Below are 16425 nucleotides of genomic sequence, written 5' to 3'. Positions count from 1 at the left end.
ATGAAATTAAGTGAAAAACATATAAAAATAGTTGAATTACTGCTCAATGACAATATTTCTCTCGAGAAATTATCATTTAACATAGAAGTTTCAGAAAAGACTATTTTAAATTATATAAAACAAATTAATCATTATTTTGATGGTTTGGTTGTTATATCTAAATATCATAGAACTCTAACGCTTTATATTAAGAAAGAGCAAGCGTTTTTTAATCACTTTGAAGATTTAGTGAGAAATAATGAGGAAAATAACTTTTCTAATTATAACGCCATGGTTGATATATTTTTTCAAATACTAAAAAATCATCCCATTACTATTGATGATCTTGCAGAGTATTATTTTATGAGTAAAACGAGCGTGAATAATTTATTGAGTAATCTCAAAATAGAAATAGATGGATACGATGTTTCAGTCATTGGTAAAACCAATGTAGGTTTATCTATCGGTGGGTTTGAGTATGATATTCGAAAATTAATTATTGAGAAATTCATGGATCGGTATAACAATACTGAAATAGAGGATAAATTATTTATACATCTAACTAAACTTCGCGAGACGTTAAAGCTTGATGAACAATCTTATAATCGTTTTCTTGTTTCTATATTGGTGACAATAGAGCGAATAGAAGAAAGTGAACTTATAGATGATGATATCACTTTAGACAATCATATTTTCTCTTCAAATGACTATAAGGAAATACTTTTTATTCGAGATTATTTGAATGAAAAATATACAAATATTGATGTAGATAAAGAGATGATTTTAATCGTCATACAATTAATGGGACGACGTGCCTCTATATTAGATGAATTAATTTCATCCACAGATGAAGCACTAATTAATCGTATTATTTCAAACACAGTAGATGACGTTATTGAAAACTTTGCAATAGAAATAGATTATTCGTTATTTACCAAAGATATACGGTTACATATAAAACATTTAATCAACCGTATGCTTTTTGACATTAGACTTAATAACGAAATTTCTTATGATATGAAACAACGTTTTCCCTTTGCTTATGAATTGTCAAAAGTATTAGGTGAAAATATCACGAAAGAGATTGGTTTGGATGTTTCAGAACAAGAATTAGGATTCTTAACCATTTACTTCAGTATTTATTTGGAGCAATTAGAACAAGAATTAAATGAAATTTCTAATATTGCAATAGTGACAGATTATGGATTAAGTACCCTTAAACTGTTGAAAAATAATTTGTATAAAGTTTTTGGATCGAACATCAATATTACTACGATTGAAAAGGTAGAATTTAATGAACATGTAGTAAATGACTATGAGCTAATCATATCAACGACTAAAGAAAACAGACTTTTCAATAGAGTTATTTATATAGAAGATGCATTCGATGAACAATTATTAAAACTCAAAGTAGAACAATTTTTAATCTATAAAGATTTAAAAAGTAAAACTATTTTTAACAAAAGTGTCATTGTTGACAGCATGTCTGATAACGATTTGCATTATATAAATGAACTACTTAGTTATGAAGAAGTAATTGGGAAAATGGTAGATATTTTATATCACGAAAATAAAGTTGAGGACACTTTCAAAGCACATATTATCGAAAGAGAAAAAAGAAAATCTACAGTTAATAAAAATCTAGGTTTCCCACATGCTAGTCAAAATAGAGAAGGTATATATATCAAGGTCGCAATTTTAGAAAAAGGGTGCATCGATTATCCTGAATTAAAAATTGTCGTACTTATAGCTACTCCTGAAAGAGTTGTAAATGAAGCATTATTAATTCGAACGTATGAGAAAATATTGAATTTATCAACAAATGCATTTTTAATTAATAAGTTTTCCGAGAAAACTACCTTTGTTGATTTTGCACAATTATTAAATCAAGAAATGAGGAATTAAGTTATGTTTTTCATAATACTCATCGTATTAGCTGCAGTTGGTTTTGTTGTTCAATATTTATTGGGACTTTTGCAGATAAAAAATTTCACGAAAAATTATACAGATTTACGTAGTAATGGTCGCGTGGCGATTGGGAGAAGACCTTCAATATTTAAAGCAGGAACATTGGTTTTATTCCAATTAAACGGAAAAAATGAAATTGAAGAAGGCCGTTACATGCAAGGGGTAACAGTATTTTCTAAGTTTCGTAAGCTAGAAGGGTTAGAAGGTTTTAAATTAAATAAAGTTACTGATAAAGATTTGAAAAATTATAATAAATTACTAGTTAAAGCAATATTAGATGCTCAACACACACTCAATATTATTGATAAAGGTGGAGAAATTGAAAAAATTCCATCGCCTTTGATGAAAGCAGTTAAAAAGGTAAACAAATTATTTAAAAATGAAAGGGGTATGAAACATGGATTACATCGTTAAATTCGCAGAAGGATTTATAAAATTATTCCAAACGGGCGCGGATACATTTATTGATTGGATGGGGACAATAGTTCCATTAGTACTTATGTTATTAATAGCTATGAATACTCTAATTCAACTGATAGGTGAAGACCGTATTAATATTATTGCACAAAAATCAGCACGTAACCCATTTATGAGATATTTAGTTTTACCATTTTTAGGATCATTTATGTTAGCAAATCCGATGGTTCATTCATTAGGAAGATTTATGCCAGAAAAATACAAACCGAGTTATTATGCATCTGCAGCACAGTTCGCTCATACAAGTAATGGTATATTTCCACATATAAACCCAGCTGAATTATTTATTTTCTTAGGTATTGCCAATGGAATACAACAATTAGGTTTACCAACAGCTGACTTAGCAGTGCGTTACTTATTAGTAGGTTTAGTTATGAACTTTATTGGTGGTTGGATTACTGATTTCACAACAAGTTACGTAGAAAAGCAACAGAAAGTTAAACTGAGTAAAGAAATTAATTTGGAAGGTTGAGGTGAAAAAATGAGTAAACAAGTAGAAATCGTAAAAGGTTCTGGAGGATTTGGTGGTCCACTGAAAATTGCTGTAGCAGGCAAAAAGAATAAATTAGTTTATATAACTGGTGGGCATAAACCTGCAGTTGTGGATAAAATTGCTGATATTACAGGAGCAGAAATTGTTAATGGATTTGAGACATCAGTGCCAGATGAAGAAGTAATGGCAACTGTTATAGATTGTGGTGGGACACTAAGATGTGGTATTTATCCTAAAAAAGGAATACCTACTATTAATATTATGGCTACAGGCAAAAGTGGACCATTGCGTCAATATATTACGGAAGATATTTATGTTTCTAACGTAGATGAAGGACAAGTATCAGAAGTGTCGGAAACAGAAGAAACATCTTTGAGTGAGAGTACAACTCAAAAAGATAATACATCAGCTGAAAAGGTAGCTGGCACTTATTCTAAAGATAAAAAAATTATGGAAACACGAGAAGGAGAAGTAAACAAGTCATTCTTAACTAAAATTGGTTTGGGTGCAGGAAAGGTTATAAACACTTTTTACCAAGCTGCTCGTGATGCTGTAGATACAATGCTACATACCATACTTCCATTTATGGGATTCGTAGCTTTATTGATTGGTATTATCCAAGGATCTGGTATCGGTGACCTTTTCGCACAAATTATGTCACCTCTTGCTGGAAATATATGGGGGCTATTAGCTATAGGATTCATTTGTTCATTGCCATTCTTAAGTCCTTTGTTAGGCCCAGGTGGGGTTATTGGCCAAGTATTAGGTACTTTAATAGGTGTGGAAATTGGTAAAGGCAACATTCCTCCGAATTTAGCATTACCAGCTTTGTTTGCAATTAACACACAAAATGGTGCTGATTTTATCCCTGTAGGTTTAGGATTAGCAGAAGCGGAAACGAAAACAATCGAAGTAGGCGTTCCCTCTGTTTTATATTCAAGGTTCTTGAATGGTATGCCTCGTGTATTTGTAGCTTGGATCGCAAGTTTTGGATTATATAAATAAATTGAAGAAAGGGTTTTAAAATTGTATAAAACGTTAGTAAAAAAAATCGGGCAAGATGCAGGAGCATTTGAAGAAGAAAAAATGATTATATTATTTGGAGACAATGCCCCTGAAGAATTAGCAGATTACTGCTATATTATTGAAGTGCAATCTGTTGAAGATAGTATTACTGAGGAACAAAATTTTTATATAGATAATACAGCATTTGATATTACCAAAGTAGGTTCAGCAGTTAATAAAAATTTAAATGATTTAGGTCATATAACGGTGAAATTTGATGGCGGCACAGTGGCAGAGCAATCTGGCACACTATATGTTGAAGATAAAGATATTCCAATTATTAAAGAAGGTTCAGAGATAGTAATTAAGTAATTTCAATTAATTCCCGGGAATTAATCTACTAACTCATAGTTTTGTTTATGTTAATTTTGAGTATAGTTAAGAGTCATTTAAATCCTTAAGGTAATTTGAGGCAATTCCTGACTAGTTAATAAAGAAATAGTTGAAACTTATTTCCAACTAAACTATACACAAATCAATATAGACAGTCTAAGGTAGCTCATTGAGTTACCTTTTTTATTTGGATTGACGTATCAAATAAAGATAAATATTATGGTTTTCATTTATAAACCGATACAATTATCTTAATTATGATTAAAGGGGAATTTACAATGGATATTAAACTGATTGTTGCGGACATGGATGGAACATTTTTAAATAATGAAAGTCAATTTAATAGTGAATCATTTCAATTATTAAAAGAAAATTGCGAGAAACACAATGTTCGGTTTGTGTTTTGTACGGGGAAACAGTGTGAGCGTGTCGAAAGTATTATTGGGGATTTAGCACAAGATACGTTTATCGTAGGAGATAGCGCAACAAGAATTAAATTTAACGGTGATTTTATTTATAATGCCACGATTGAAAATAGTAAAGCTAAAGAAATTATTCAAGTAATTAAAGATATTGATCCAGCGCAAACTGTACTTGCATGTACCGCATCTGGTGCATATGTCTTACAAGATACACAAGAATCAGAGAAGATATTGGTACATGGCTCATTCCAAAATGTAATTTATATTAATAGTTATGATGAAATTGAAGAAGATATTTTAAAAATTTCTGTACACGATGCAACAGGTAAGTGTAAAGAGACTGCAAAGCAGATTAAACACTATGAGTCAGAGGTTTATATCATCGCATCTGATGAAGAATGGATTGATATTGCAGATTTAGGGGTTAACAAGGGAACAACTATTAACCGAATTCAAAGTTTACTTCAAATCAGTCCAGCAGAAACAATTGCATTTGGCGATGGCTTAAACGATATTGATTTATTTAAAGCAGCGAAATATAAAGTGGCCATGGATAATGCATACCCAGAGTTGAAAGCAGAAGCCAATTTAATAGCTATAAATAATAATGCTGATGGCGTAGTACAAACATTGAATTTATTACTAAATTTTAAATAATAAATATATATAATAGTTTTTAACAATAAGTAGTTGTTTGTGTGATATTATCTATCTAGTACATATGTTTTTTAAATATATGAATTATATAAGATGGAGGCATAGAACATCATGAGTACGAAACAACAATCTGGCAACAAATTAATTTTAGCTATTGTATTAAGTGTATTAACGTATTGGCTGTTTGTTCAATCGTTTATAAATATATCTACGCCAGTGCAACAAACATATCAAACAACGCCTGGTATTATTAATTTATCAGTGAGTATCACATCTTTCGCAACTGGTATCTTTATGGTGGGTGCAGGTGATGTGTCAGACAAAATAGGGCGACTTAAAATGACCTATTTGGGCATCATTTTAAGTATTATCGCCTCATTATTAATTATTATTTCTGATATTACGGCACTACTTATTATAGGGAGAGTCATACAAGGTATATCAGCAGCCATACTCTTACCTGCAACAGTAGGTGTGCTGAAAGATCAATTTGAAGGTAAGGATTTACGTAAAGCGATTAGTTACTTAATGATTGGTACTGTTGGAGGCGTAGGTATCGCTTCATTGGTTGGTGGATTTATCGCTACATATATCAATTGGCAGTCTAACTTCATCTTGTCTATTATTATCGCTATCATAGCATTTGTACTATTACTTGGTACGAAAGAAGAAGCTAAGGAAGTAATCGATAATCGACGATTTGACTATATAGGTATGTTAATCTTTGCCGTTTTAATAGGGAGCATCACCTTATTTGCAACGCAAGGCTTTGAACAAGGCTGGACGAGTCCTTTTTCAATTACTTGTGGTAGTGTATTTATTATTTCTGTAATTGTATTTTACTTTTTTGAACGTCGAAAGCGTGCCCCATTTATTGATTTTGCATTATTCCGTAACCGTGGGCTCGTTGGGTCATCTTTGGTTAACTTTGTACTTAATACAGGTATAGGGGTAACAACAGTATTTAATATCTATGCTCAGACAGAATTGGGCTTAACGCCGTTTCAATCAGGTTTAGTGACAGTGCCGTATGTCATCATGGCAGTGTTAATGGTTCGCTTAGGGGAAAAAATATCACTGCGTCATGGAGGTAAACCAATGTTACTTGTAGGACCATTATTTCCTGCAATAGGCATTATTTTCGCCAGTTTAACCGTATTGCCATCTGACTGGTATATTGTAGCTGTAACATTTGGTTTTGTTATTTTTGCTATTGGCAATGGTTTATGTGCGACACCTGGTTTAACTGTAGCTATTTTAACGATTCCAGATGAAAAAATTGGCCTAGCTTCAGGTCTGTATAAAATGACTTCTTCACTCGGTGGGGCGTTTGGCATTGCAATGAATACAACAATATTTGCGGCGGTACAAGTGACACATAGTGCAAGCGTGGCAGCGACTTGGTCTTTCATGGCAAGTATAATGTTAATGATCATTGGTGTGATTTTAGCGCAGATTATTATACCGAAAAATATAAAAGCTTAAATACTACGCGAAAAGCCAGTTGCATGAAGCAACTGGCTTTTTAATATTGTTTTTTATAATTGATTACCCTTATTCGGAATTGGATTATCCTTGAAAATTTTAGCTAAGTGCATTGTATTATAAGCGAGCATTTCAACGTGTTTTTTGGTAAATTCGTTTACGTGTTCGATGTCTAAATAAGAAGGGCCTGGGCCTGCTTCACCAACCCAATAAGCGTCAACATTTGGAGGTACTGTTAAGCCAATATGAGATAGGGCATATAGTATTGAAGCCGCGGCATTTTTTGCGCCATCTTCGTTACCAGTAATAATCGCACCGCCCACTTTATTATAAAAAATGGATTGACCGTCTTCATTGGTTAAACTTGTACTGCCATAAAGACGTTCAATAGCAAGCGTTGCGATACTACTTTTCTCACCTAGCCATAAAGGTGTACCAATAATTAAAATATCTGCGTTTTTAATTTTTTCTAAAATGAGGGGCCATTCGTCGTCACCGTCCATATCATCAGAGATGCCATAAGAAATATTATAATCACTTAATCGAATCATCTCACTCGCTATATTTTCTTTATGATAGATGTCAGTGACTTCTTGCGCTAACCCTTCTGTATTGGATAGTTCATCACTGTGTTTTAGAGATGCATTTAAAATAATTGCTTTCAAGGTCATGACTTTGCCTCCATGTTATCTTTTTATTTTGAATAATAGAGAGAAGTAATAACTCATCTTATTGGAGTAGGACTAATTGTTATATAAAAATGGGTTATAAAATTTTTTAGAGCTTTGCTCATCATCTTTTTCACAATAATACCAATTTTTACAGTCATAATTAGAATCTTTCATTCGTTTTTTAGCATCTTCAAGCGTTTCTGGTGGGGCGGCTAATAAATTATCTCCTTTTTTCCAATTAGCAGGTGTGTTATCTCCTGTTTCATCAGAGGTCTTCATCGCTCTAGTAACACGTAAAAGTTCGTCGATATTACGACCAGTAGTCATTGGATAGTAAATCATGGCACGAACCACAGCATCATCATCGATAATAAATACTGCTCTTGAGCTTTCTGTATTATTTGATTCAGGCGCCAACATACCATAAGTTTCTGATATTACCTTGTTGGCATCTGAAATAAGTGGAAACTCAATTTGTACATCAAAAGACTCTTCGATACTGTTTAACCATGCCACGTGTGAGGCAAGACTATCTACACTTAAACCAACCAGTTTCACACCTAAATCTTGAAATTCCGAATATTGATTTTGTAATGCTACAAATTCTGAAGTACAAACTGGCGTAAAATCAGCTGGATGAGCAAATAAAATCACCCAGTCATTTTTATAATCATCTAAAGTTATTTCACCTTGTGTGGATTGACCTTTAAAAAATGGAGCCTTTTCTCCAATGCGTGGCAGACGTTGTGTTTCGGAATGTAAATCTGAATTAAGTGGCATGTACATCACCTACAGTAGAAGGATGGTTGAAAAATTTCACTTGCATTTTATTTATATTCAAATTAAATAATGGCGTATTTTTATCGCCAACGATTTTGAATTCTGTCTTAAGATAAGAATTGTTTTGATCAAAAGAATATTTCACTATATATTTATCGCCATCTTTAAAATACTCGTATTTGTAAAAAGTAGTTACTAAACGTGTGAGTTTTTTTAAGTATTTATCTTTTATATAACGATTTACACCAAGGTGTCCTGTTTTTATATATAGTTTTTTTCTTAAAAGAGATAAATCTTTAGGGCATAATAAACTACAAAATAACTCTGGATCTTTTTTAATAATACTTTTTATAAAATCTTCTATACATTGTTCTATTTTCATAATTATCACACCTAAACTTTGAATTTGATATCGTAGCTTTGGAATTGAAAATTTAAAACTGTAATGGAAATTGTTAAAAAGGTTAAAAAAGTCGTTTATACAAAAGGAATATATTGAGTCGTTTGTTTATTAGACATGAACTTTAAAAGTTATATTGAAGATTGAGGAAATATGATTATTTGTTTTTAATAAACTATATACTGTGAATGAGATTTAAATCTTCAAACACTTAAGAGAAATTACTGTTATGGTGTATATATTCCACAATTTTAATATATTAAACTTTTCGCAATAAATACGTATTATATTTATTGTTTTGTGTAACAATTAAAAATATCTCCCAAATTCTTTGTGAATTAGGGAGACATTAATATTATTTTCTCAAAAGAAAGAATCGATATTTTAGAACAACAGAAAACACAGCTTTATAAAAAAATACAAGAATATAACAGCGCACTAGAAACAATCACTTATAAAATAAACAATTATGAAAACGTGCTTCAAAATTATGAAAACGTGCTTCAAAATTATGAAAACGCATTGAATAAAAACGGAGGAGATTTAAAATGAGAAATTTTACTTTTGAATTAAATGAAAATGTTGAAAGAAAAGAAATTAGATTTATCAACCGTTTTGGCATAGAAATAGCTGGTGATTTATATTTACCTAAAAATATCGACAACAACAGTTTACCTGCACTTGTTGTTGCTGGACCTTTTGGGGCTGTCAAAGAACAAGCTTCAGGTCGATATGCTAATCAAATGGCTTCACTTGGCTTTGCGTCACTTGCATTTGATGGTTCTTATACAGGGGAAAGTGGTGGTACACCACGTAACGTTGCTGCTCCAGATATAAATACTGAAGATGTTATGGCTGCGGTGGATGTCATCGGTGTCCAACCTAATATTGATCGTAATCGTATTGGCGTTATTGGTATATGTGGCTGGGGATCAATGACACTAAATGCAGTTTCTGTAGATAAACGAGTAAAAGCGATTGCCACAGTGTCTATGTATGATAATTCTGCTGGATTAGGTAGTCTACCCGCAGAACAACGTTCTCAATTTTTGGAAGCTTTAAGTCAACAAAGATGGACAGATTTTGAAAATGGTTCATATGCTCCTATGGAAGATCAATTGCCATCTGAATTACCAGATAATCCAGATAAAGATACATTAGAAACTTTCGAATTTTATAGAACATCACGCGGTTACCATGAAAATTCTATTTTATCTAATGGTAATTGGAATGCCACTATGCCACTTTCATTTATGACTACACCTGTCATGCAGTATATAGATGAAATATCTCCTAGACCAATTTTATTTATAGCAGGGGAAGTAGCATTTTCTAAACCCCTTAGTGAATCAGCATATGAGCAAGCTAAGGAACCTAAAGAACTTATAATTATTCCTGGCGCTGCGCATTCAACATTGTATGACAATATGGAAAAAATTCCATTTAACAAATTAAAAGAATTTTTCGAATCTAACTTGAAATAAAAGTGACTTCATTCATATAAAAATATAAGTTCACAATTTCATATTATTTTGATCGATATAAGTAACAATCTCCCTTCAAAGTACACACTTAAAATGTGAAAACTTTGAAGGGAAATTTTTTAGTTTAGAAAATATAAATAAGCAGTTATTAAGAGATAAATATTTCGCACATATACTATGTTTTTAACATATAAAAAAATAAACATCATATTTTAATGAAGCGACTTAATTGTTTCAAAATCAAATTTACCCCTAATAACAATGCTTACGGATAGTTGCTGTTAACTATCTAAATAGCTTTTAACTTTTCATTAAAACTTTTTATTTTTTCAGCTCTTAGATTTGTATAATATTCAATATCTTCTTCTCTAGTCTCTAAAGGAAATATATTATAAATATCTTGATAAAATTCAATACTTGATTTATTACGTTGGCCTTCTAAAGATATCCTTGTACTATCAGGCTTAGTAGTTGATAATTCATAATTAGGTATCACACTATGGTACACGTTTACTATTTTGCCATCTTTTATCAAATCTGATGTATTTATAAATTTAACCTCTATATGATGTTGATGTGATAATTCACTAGTTAACATTGCTAGCATCACGTCACAAAACATGATGGTCATAACACCTTTATTTTCAAATGTAGAGGTTACTTCTAGTTCTTCGATACAAAATTTTTCAGTTTCTCCATAATGATAAAATCTAGATTTGAATTCCTCGTTGTCTACACCATCACACTTACTAATAACACTTTTTGAAATATAATCAAATGAAGTATCTTTTAAATAATAATAAGCACTTCCATAATTTATTAATCTATTGTACGTGAAGGCATTTGTTTCTTCATATTTATTTTTACAAATTATATTAAATGGATTAGTAATACTATCCTTTATAATCATACATTACGCTCCTTATAAAATTTTTGCTTATATAATAGATAGTCTTCACAACATCTATTATTAAACGTTGATTTAAAAACATAGAAAAACACCCCACATTAAAATGTGAAGTGCTAAAGTCTGTTTTTTTGAATAGAAATAATATTTCAAAGAAATAAAAATCGCTTGTTTTTAATATAATTCTGATATTTTATATTCAATATCCGACTATATCAAAGTTCAACATTTAAAGAAACATAATTGATTCATTCGAATTTAATTATGAGTAGGTTAAAAAATTTTTATTGAAAGTAAGACTCTGTATGTCGACAGTTTCTCCGACTTTTTTAACGATTTTCCCTTTATTTCGTATGTATTGCCTCAATTTGTAGTCTTCATATAGCATTTTCCCACAAGAGTGTGTCAGACTACTGCTAGTTCTTTAAAAAATCGCTTGCTCGTTTAAACAATTTTGGGTTTAATAAAACAATTGGAGTAATAATAAAAATATAATTTTAATTAAAAGTATTTATAATATTTATAAAAATGGTATTCTAAAGTAAAGAGGAGGCTATTATGAAAATCATAAAATACATATCATTGATAACATTAGCCTTGTTATTAGTTGCTTGTAGCAAGGGAGAATCCGAAAACAAAAGTTCTGATCAAGAAGCAAAAGCAACAGAAATTCCCAAAAAGGTCTTTTCAAGTCAAAAGAGTGACGAAAAGATTAGTGAAGATGAAATGGGTTCAAGTATCAAAAAGTATTTGGACACATTTGATGCATTAGATGAAAATACTTCGAAAATTAGAGATAAAGACGAATTAAATGAAAAAGACCAGAATAAATTAAATAAACTTACTAAGCTTACAAATAAAAATGATAAAAATTTTAAACAGTTTATAGAAAATAATCAGCTACCGAAGCAATACGAAAAAGGAAGTTTAAAAGTAAGTGATTATGTAACTTCAGTGAATGAATTAATGAATAAAATCAACGATAAAGTAGATGCAACAATGGATGATTCTAATACTGACCAAACAAAATTAAAAAATGTAGGCGAAATAAAAGAGATAAATGCTCAATATAAAAAGCAAGTTAATGGTAAGAAACAAAAAGAAGTAGAACAATTTCTGAATAAGCATGATATCCAAACAAAGGCTTTTGAATAAAAGTGATTGAGTTAGATAGAAACAACGAAGTACGAAATATAAAGCAATTACCATTTCGTTGAACTTTGTCTGTAAAGAGGTGATACTGTGAAGTGGTTTTTATTTTTAATCCAAACTATTTTGACAATTTTATTAGCTTTTTTTACATATCAACAAATGAATCAAAAATATTTAGACACTTGGTTTTCTTTTTATCTGTTGTTTTTTATTCTCTTTTTATTTTGGAATAATCGTGATAAAAAACGTTGAATATATAGTTTAGATAAGATTTGTAAGAGTTAAGTATTCCGATGTTAACGTCCATACTCAAATATTGTTTTAGATTCCAAAAAGAAAAGGGAGTTTTAAGTGTGAAAAAGAGAATTGTGAGTGGCGTAAAAGATGGCTTTTTCGTATTTATAGGTGTCGTCATCATTGCTATATTTTTAAATGTTACTGGTTTGAATATCGGTCATAATAGAATTTGGAGCAGTTTAGGAAATTTGGAGTTAATTAATATTTTTGAAGATAAAGAATTAAATGGATTGATTGTTTTAAGCTTTATATTAGGTTTTATTGCTTTTATTTTAGGCTTTTCTTCTTTTGATAAGGTGAAAAAATCTAAAAAATTAAAAGATGAATAGCAGAATAATAAAACAGCTGAATGTTGTGAGTTGATGAAGAGAAATTTGAATAAAATAATTATGTCATTTTAATATTAAAGGAGATATAGGTATGAAAAAATTTATTAATTGGATTCCATATATGGCGATCATCTCTATTGGAATGTGTTATACATTGGGTTTTCCTTTAGGTATCGGCCCTAGCATTGCAATAGGCGCAATGATTGGTATGACTGTTGATCTTGATAAAAAGAGAAGGTTAGAAAAAGAGTAAACCAACAATTGTTTAGGCTGCTAAAATAATTGTTAAGCATGCTTAACTAATTAATAAAACATTTTTATCAAACGATATAGTATATCGGAAAGCGATCATTATAGATATATAATATTAAAAATAAACGCTATTCAACTTTTCAAAAATATAAATAACAATTCAATTTCATTTTAATAAACTCCCTCCAAAGTAATCACATAACATGTGAAAAACTTGGAAGGGAGTATTTTTATATTTAGAAAATATAAAATAGTAATTTTTAAAGGTTAATATAATGAGCTTAATGACATTTCATGATAGGTTTTAATATAGATACATAACGAAACGCGATAAAAATAATTTATAATTAACGCGATCAAAGGGGAAAACAGCCATGGATTTTAGAGATTTAGAGATAATAAAAACATTGGATGATGAAAGAAATATTACAAGAGCAGCGACAAAATTATACGTATCTCAACCTTCGCTAAGTTATAAAATTAATACACTTGAACAAGAATTTGGCGTGCCGTTAATAATACGTACTAAGAAAGGTATTAGATTCACTTCTCAAGGTAGCCATCTCGTTCATTATGCTAGAAAAACATTAAATGGATTTAATAAGATGAAAGATTATCTTCACAGTATAGATAATGAGGATGAGGGAGTCATCAGGCTCGGTGTCTCGCAAAATTTAGCTAGATATGATCTGCCTGAACTACTTAGTAGTTTTACGAATGATTTTCAAAAAGTTCAATTCAAAATTGTTACTTCTTGGAGTCAGTCTATCTATAAATTAATAGAATCTGATGAAGTTTCTCTTGCAATCGTAAGAGGAGACGTATCTTGGAAGGGCTATAAAACCCTGTTAAATAAAGAACCAATATGTATAATCAGTGAAGATGAGATTGATTTAGAAAAATTACCTTCCAAGTCTAGGATAGCTTTTAAGACTGATACAAGATTACAACATACTATCGATAACTGGTGGAAAGAATCTTACAACGAGCCTCCGAATGAAGCGATGTTAATTGATAATTTAGAGTCTTGCTTAAAGTTAGTAGAAAAAGGTATGGGTTATGCAATTGCTCCAAATATTGGTGTTAGGGAATATAAAAACTTAAATATTGTACCTATTAAAGATAAAAAGAATGAAATAATTTATAGAGATACTTTTAGATTACTTTTTTTATGGAGGGATATTTTTGAAGAAATATGACGTAATTGTAGTTGGAACAGGAAATGCTGCACTAAGTTCAGCAATATCAGCAAAAGAGAATGGTAGTGAAGTGCTTGTATTAGAAAAAGCGCCCAAAGAAAAAAGAGGGGGCAACTCAATATTTACTGATGGCGCAATAAGGTTTGCTTACAATGATTTGCAAGGAATAAAAGAAGTTGTTACAGCACTATCTGAAAATGATTTATCAGAAATACAAATGCCTAATTATAATACTGAAGATTTTTATGAAGATATTTTAAAAGTAACTAATGGTGAGAGTAATCCAGAATTAGCAAAATTTTTAGCAAATGAGTCATTTGAAACTATTTTATGGATGAAAAAACAAGGAGTAGAATTTCAATTAAATGAAAATCAATACTTTGAAATTAATGGCAATAAAAATTTTTGGGGTGGCTTACCGATAAAAACAGTAGATAAAGGGATAGGATTAATGAACACTTTATTTAAAAGGTCCCAAGAACTAGGTATTGATATTATATATAGTGCTGAAGTTAACAAAATCGAAATGGATCATAATAAAGTATCAGCAGTAACTTACCTAGATAATAATAAGCAAAAGGTGACTGTAAATACTGAGGCTATTGTATTAGCATGTGGTAGTTTTGAAGCGAGTAAAGATAAAAGGGTTAAAAACTTAGGTGAAGAATGGGAAAAAGCAATCGTTAGAGGTACTGAATATAACACAGGCAACGGAATAGAAATAGCGACAGAAATCGGAGCTAATAAAGCAGGTCACTATGATGGTTGTCATGCACATACTACAGATTATAACGCTCCTAAGGTGGGCGATTTTTCAAAACCTGGTGATATCTATAAAAAATCATCTTATCCACTGGGATTAATCATTAATAAAAATGGCAAGAGATTTGTTGATGAAGGTGCTGATTTCAGAAATTATACTTATGCAAAATATGGAAAAGAGACTTTGAGACAACCTGACCAAAAAGCTTTTCAAATTTTTGATTCTCAAGTCATCTCTATGTTGAGAAAAGAATATAATTTAACAGAAGCGACTAAGATTGTAGCGGACACATTAGAAGAACTAGCTACAAAAATGGATATCAATCCTAATGATTTTGTTGAAATGATTGATGAGTACAACGCTAGTGTTAAGACGGAGACTATAATCCAAGTGTGAAAGATGGTAAATCTACAAAAGGTATTAGTCCAGAAAAAACGAATTGGGCTTTAAAATTTGATCAGGCCCCTTATTATGCGTTTCCTATTACATGTGGTATTACTTTTGCTTTTGGTGGTATTTCTACAAATACTAAAGCTGAAGCTTTAGATGAACAAAACAATCCAATAGATGGATTATTTGTAGCAGGAGAAATGGTAGGAGGATTGTTTTATCATAATTATCCTGGAGGATCTGGTTTAATGTCGGGTTCAGTTTATGGAAAAAGAGCTGGAAAATCAGCAGCAGAATATGCGCAAGAGAACAAAATAGATAATTGAGCATCATTTTCACACAATATATAAACATATGTGCTATTACATTTTGTAATAGCCAAATTGACTAGGTGTTGCAAATAAATATCCATTAGCGACAAGCGTGCATAATGAATTCTTTAGGAACCAGTTGCTCTTGATTGCTCTGGATATTTCAACGCAATACGAAATAATGCGGATGCAAGAATGCCATTAAATAATCTAATTATATTAGTATACGTAGCCGACATTCGACTGTTATAAAAAAACAGAATTTTCAGTCAAACATAACTTATTTAATGAATGAATATGTCCCATTTAATACTTTTAATTAGAATATAATGCGAATTTTTGTAAACGCTTTCAATAAGGGGATTCCGATGAAAAGATGGGGGATTTTACTTGTCATTTTTTCAGTTGTATTAGCAGGTTGTGGCAATGACAATAAATCAAGTGCATCAAACAAGCAATTTCCTGATGAAACGGTTGAAATTGTTGCACCAGCTTCTCCAGGAGGCGGCTGGGATACTACAGCGCGTGCGATACAAAAAATTATGATTGATGAAGACTTAACTAAACAAAATGTTAATGTGATTAATAAACCTGGAGGTGGCGGAGAAGTA

General features: G+C 30.9%; 16 protein-coding genes and 2 pseudogenes. 14 read left to right on the top strand and 4 right to left on the bottom strand.

Annotated features, from left to right (window positions below):
- The 7 genes from NSR03_RS13760 to NSR03_RS13730 all read left to right on the top strand — a co-directional run bounded on the left by NSR03_RS13760 (position 1) and on the right by NSR03_RS13730 (position 6879).
- Complete coding sequence (locus NSR03_RS13760) at positions 1-1884, top strand: BglG family transcription antiterminator (protein ID WP_069820750.1); 1884 nt, start codon at positions 1-3, stop codon at positions 1882-1884.
- A gap of 3 nt (positions 1885-1887) precedes the next feature.
- A complete protein-coding gene (locus NSR03_RS13755; protein WP_002506183.1) occupies positions 1888-2361 on the top strand; it encodes a transcriptional regulator GutM in 474 nt (157 codons plus the stop codon).
- Complete coding sequence (srlA, locus tag NSR03_RS13750; RefSeq protein ID WP_002506182.1) at positions 2345-2896, top strand: PTS glucitol/sorbitol transporter subunit IIC; 552 nt, start codon at positions 2345-2347, stop codon at positions 2894-2896. Before NSR03_RS13755 ends, srlA begins: the two co-directional genes overlap by 17 nt.
- A 9-nt stretch (positions 2897-2905) precedes the next feature.
- Positions 2906-3922 (top strand): PTS glucitol/sorbitol transporter subunit IIB, encoded by a 1017-nt coding sequence (srlE, locus tag NSR03_RS13745; RefSeq protein WP_002506181.1) that lies wholly within the window; start codon positions 2906-2908, stop codon positions 3920-3922.
- A gap of 21 nt (positions 3923-3943) precedes the next feature.
- Positions 3944-4294, top strand: a complete 351-nt coding sequence (locus NSR03_RS13740) for a PTS glucitol/sorbitol transporter subunit IIA (RefSeq protein ID WP_002506180.1) — start codon at positions 3944-3946, stop codon at positions 4292-4294.
- Between the two features lie 299 nt (positions 4295-4593).
- A complete protein-coding gene (locus NSR03_RS13735; RefSeq protein ID WP_002511890.1) occupies positions 4594-5394 on the top strand; it encodes a Cof-type HAD-IIB family hydrolase in 801 nt (266 codons plus the stop codon).
- A 108-nt stretch (positions 5395-5502) separates the two neighbouring features.
- Entirely contained in the window at positions 5503-6879 is a 1377-nt protein-coding gene (locus tag NSR03_RS13730) for an MFS transporter (RefSeq protein ID WP_394802335.1), read from the top strand.
- A 53-nt stretch (positions 6880-6932) separates the two neighbouring features.
- On the opposite strand, the gene NSR03_RS13725 is transcribed toward NSR03_RS13730, so the two are convergent.
- The 3 genes from NSR03_RS13725 to NSR03_RS13715 form a co-directional block, all read right to left on the bottom strand.
- On the bottom strand, positions 6933-7550 hold the full coding sequence (locus tag NSR03_RS13725) for a flavodoxin family protein (RefSeq protein ID WP_002511892.1): 618 nt from the start codon (positions 7548-7550) through the stop codon (positions 6933-6935).
- Positions 7551-7622: 72 nt separating this feature from the next.
- Positions 7623-8330: a peroxiredoxin gene (locus NSR03_RS13720; RefSeq protein ID WP_002511893.1), complete on the bottom strand. Its 708-nt coding sequence runs from the start codon at positions 8328-8330 to the stop codon at positions 7623-7625.
- Positions 8320-8712 (bottom strand): hypothetical protein, encoded by a 393-nt coding sequence (locus NSR03_RS13715; protein ID WP_069820748.1) that lies wholly within the window; start codon positions 8710-8712, stop codon positions 8320-8322. Before NSR03_RS13715 ends, NSR03_RS13720 begins: the two co-directional genes overlap by 11 nt.
- 566 nt (positions 8713-9278) lie before the next feature.
- Between NSR03_RS13715 and NSR03_RS13710 the strand changes: the two genes are divergently transcribed.
- On the top strand, positions 9279-10214 hold the full coding sequence (locus tag NSR03_RS13710) for an alpha/beta hydrolase (protein ID WP_002511895.1): 936 nt from the start codon (positions 9279-9281) through the stop codon (positions 10212-10214).
- 289 nt (positions 10215-10503) lie between these two features.
- On the opposite strand, the gene NSR03_RS13705 is transcribed toward NSR03_RS13710, so the two are convergent.
- Positions 10504-11124, bottom strand: a complete 621-nt coding sequence (locus tag NSR03_RS13705; RefSeq protein WP_069802645.1) for a hypothetical protein — start codon at positions 11122-11124, stop codon at positions 10504-10506.
- A gap of 555 nt (positions 11125-11679) precedes the next feature.
- On the opposite strand from NSR03_RS13705, the gene NSR03_RS13700 reads away from it, so the two are divergent.
- The 6 genes and pseudogenes from NSR03_RS13700 to NSR03_RS13675 all read left to right on the top strand — a co-directional run.
- On the top strand, positions 11680-12276 hold the full coding sequence (locus NSR03_RS13700; protein WP_002511897.1) for an NDxxF motif lipoprotein: 597 nt from the start codon (positions 11680-11682) through the stop codon (positions 12274-12276).
- 350 nt (positions 12277-12626) lie between these two features.
- Entirely contained in the window at positions 12627-12899 is a 273-nt protein-coding gene (locus NSR03_RS13695; RefSeq protein WP_002511899.1) for a hypothetical protein, read from the top strand.
- Between the two features lie 91 nt (positions 12900-12990).
- Positions 12991-13152 (top strand): hypothetical protein, encoded by a 162-nt coding sequence (locus tag NSR03_RS13690; protein ID WP_002511900.1) that lies wholly within the window; start codon positions 12991-12993, stop codon positions 13150-13152.
- Positions 13153-13525: 373 nt separating this feature from the next.
- Entirely contained in the window at positions 13526-14350 is an 825-nt protein-coding gene (locus tag NSR03_RS13685; RefSeq protein ID WP_069820747.1) for a LysR family transcriptional regulator, read from the top strand.
- Positions 14337-15829, top strand: a pseudogene (tcuA, locus tag NSR03_RS13680) (FAD-dependent tricarballylate dehydrogenase TcuA). Before NSR03_RS13685 ends, tcuA begins: the two are co-directional and overlap by 14 nt.
- 353 nt (positions 15830-16182) lie before the next feature.
- Positions 16183-16425, top strand: a pseudogene (locus tag NSR03_RS13675) (tripartite tricarboxylate transporter substrate binding protein); the annotation flags it as partial.

Origin of the sequence: Staphylococcus sp. FSL W8-1207 (assembly GCF_038003745.1) — a bacterium.
GTDB classification, from domain to species: Bacteria; Bacillota; Bacilli; order Staphylococcales; family Staphylococcaceae; genus Staphylococcus; species Staphylococcus equorum.
This window is presented reverse-complemented; position numbering and strand designations above follow the sequence as displayed.

Excerpts from the sequence above, each read along its gene's own strand:
- NSR03_RS13685 (WP_069820747.1), top strand. The coding sequence starts at position 13,526 with ATGGATTTTAGAGATTTAGAGATAATAAAAACATTGGATGATGAAAGA.
- NSR03_RS13710 (WP_002511895.1), top strand. The coding sequence starts at position 9,279 with ATGAGAAATTTTACTTTTGAATTAAATGAAAATGTTGAAAGAAAAGAA.
- NSR03_RS13700 (WP_002511897.1), top strand. The coding sequence starts at position 11,680 with ATGAAAATCATAAAATACATATCATTGATAACATTAGCCTTGTTATTA.
- NSR03_RS13720 (WP_002511893.1), bottom strand. The coding sequence starts at position 8,330 with ATGCCACTTAATTCAGATTTACATTCCGAAACACAACGTCTGCCACGC.
- NSR03_RS13755 (WP_002506183.1), top strand. The coding sequence starts at position 1,888 with ATGTTTTTCATAATACTCATCGTATTAGCTGCAGTTGGTTTTGTTGTT.
- NSR03_RS13705 (WP_069802645.1), bottom strand. The coding sequence starts at position 11,124 with ATGATTATAAAGGATAGTATTACTAATCCATTTAATATAATTTGTAAA.
- NSR03_RS13760 (WP_069820750.1), top strand. The coding sequence starts at position 1 with ATGAAATTAAGTGAAAAACATATAAAAATAGTTGAATTACTGCTCAAT.
- srlA (WP_002506182.1), top strand. The coding sequence starts at position 2,345 with ATGGATTACATCGTTAAATTCGCAGAAGGATTTATAAAATTATTCCAA.
- NSR03_RS13735 (WP_002511890.1), top strand. The coding sequence starts at position 4,594 with ATGGATATTAAACTGATTGTTGCGGACATGGATGGAACATTTTTAAAT.
- NSR03_RS13715 (WP_069820748.1), bottom strand. The coding sequence starts at position 8,712 with ATGAAAATAGAACAATGTATAGAAGATTTTATAAAAAGTATTATTAAA.
- NSR03_RS13725 (WP_002511892.1), bottom strand. The coding sequence starts at position 7,550 with ATGACCTTGAAAGCAATTATTTTAAATGCATCTCTAAAACACAGTGAT.
- NSR03_RS13690 (WP_002511900.1), top strand. The coding sequence starts at position 12,991 with ATGAAAAAATTTATTAATTGGATTCCATATATGGCGATCATCTCTATT.
- srlE (WP_002506181.1), top strand. The coding sequence starts at position 2,906 with ATGAGTAAACAAGTAGAAATCGTAAAAGGTTCTGGAGGATTTGGTGGT.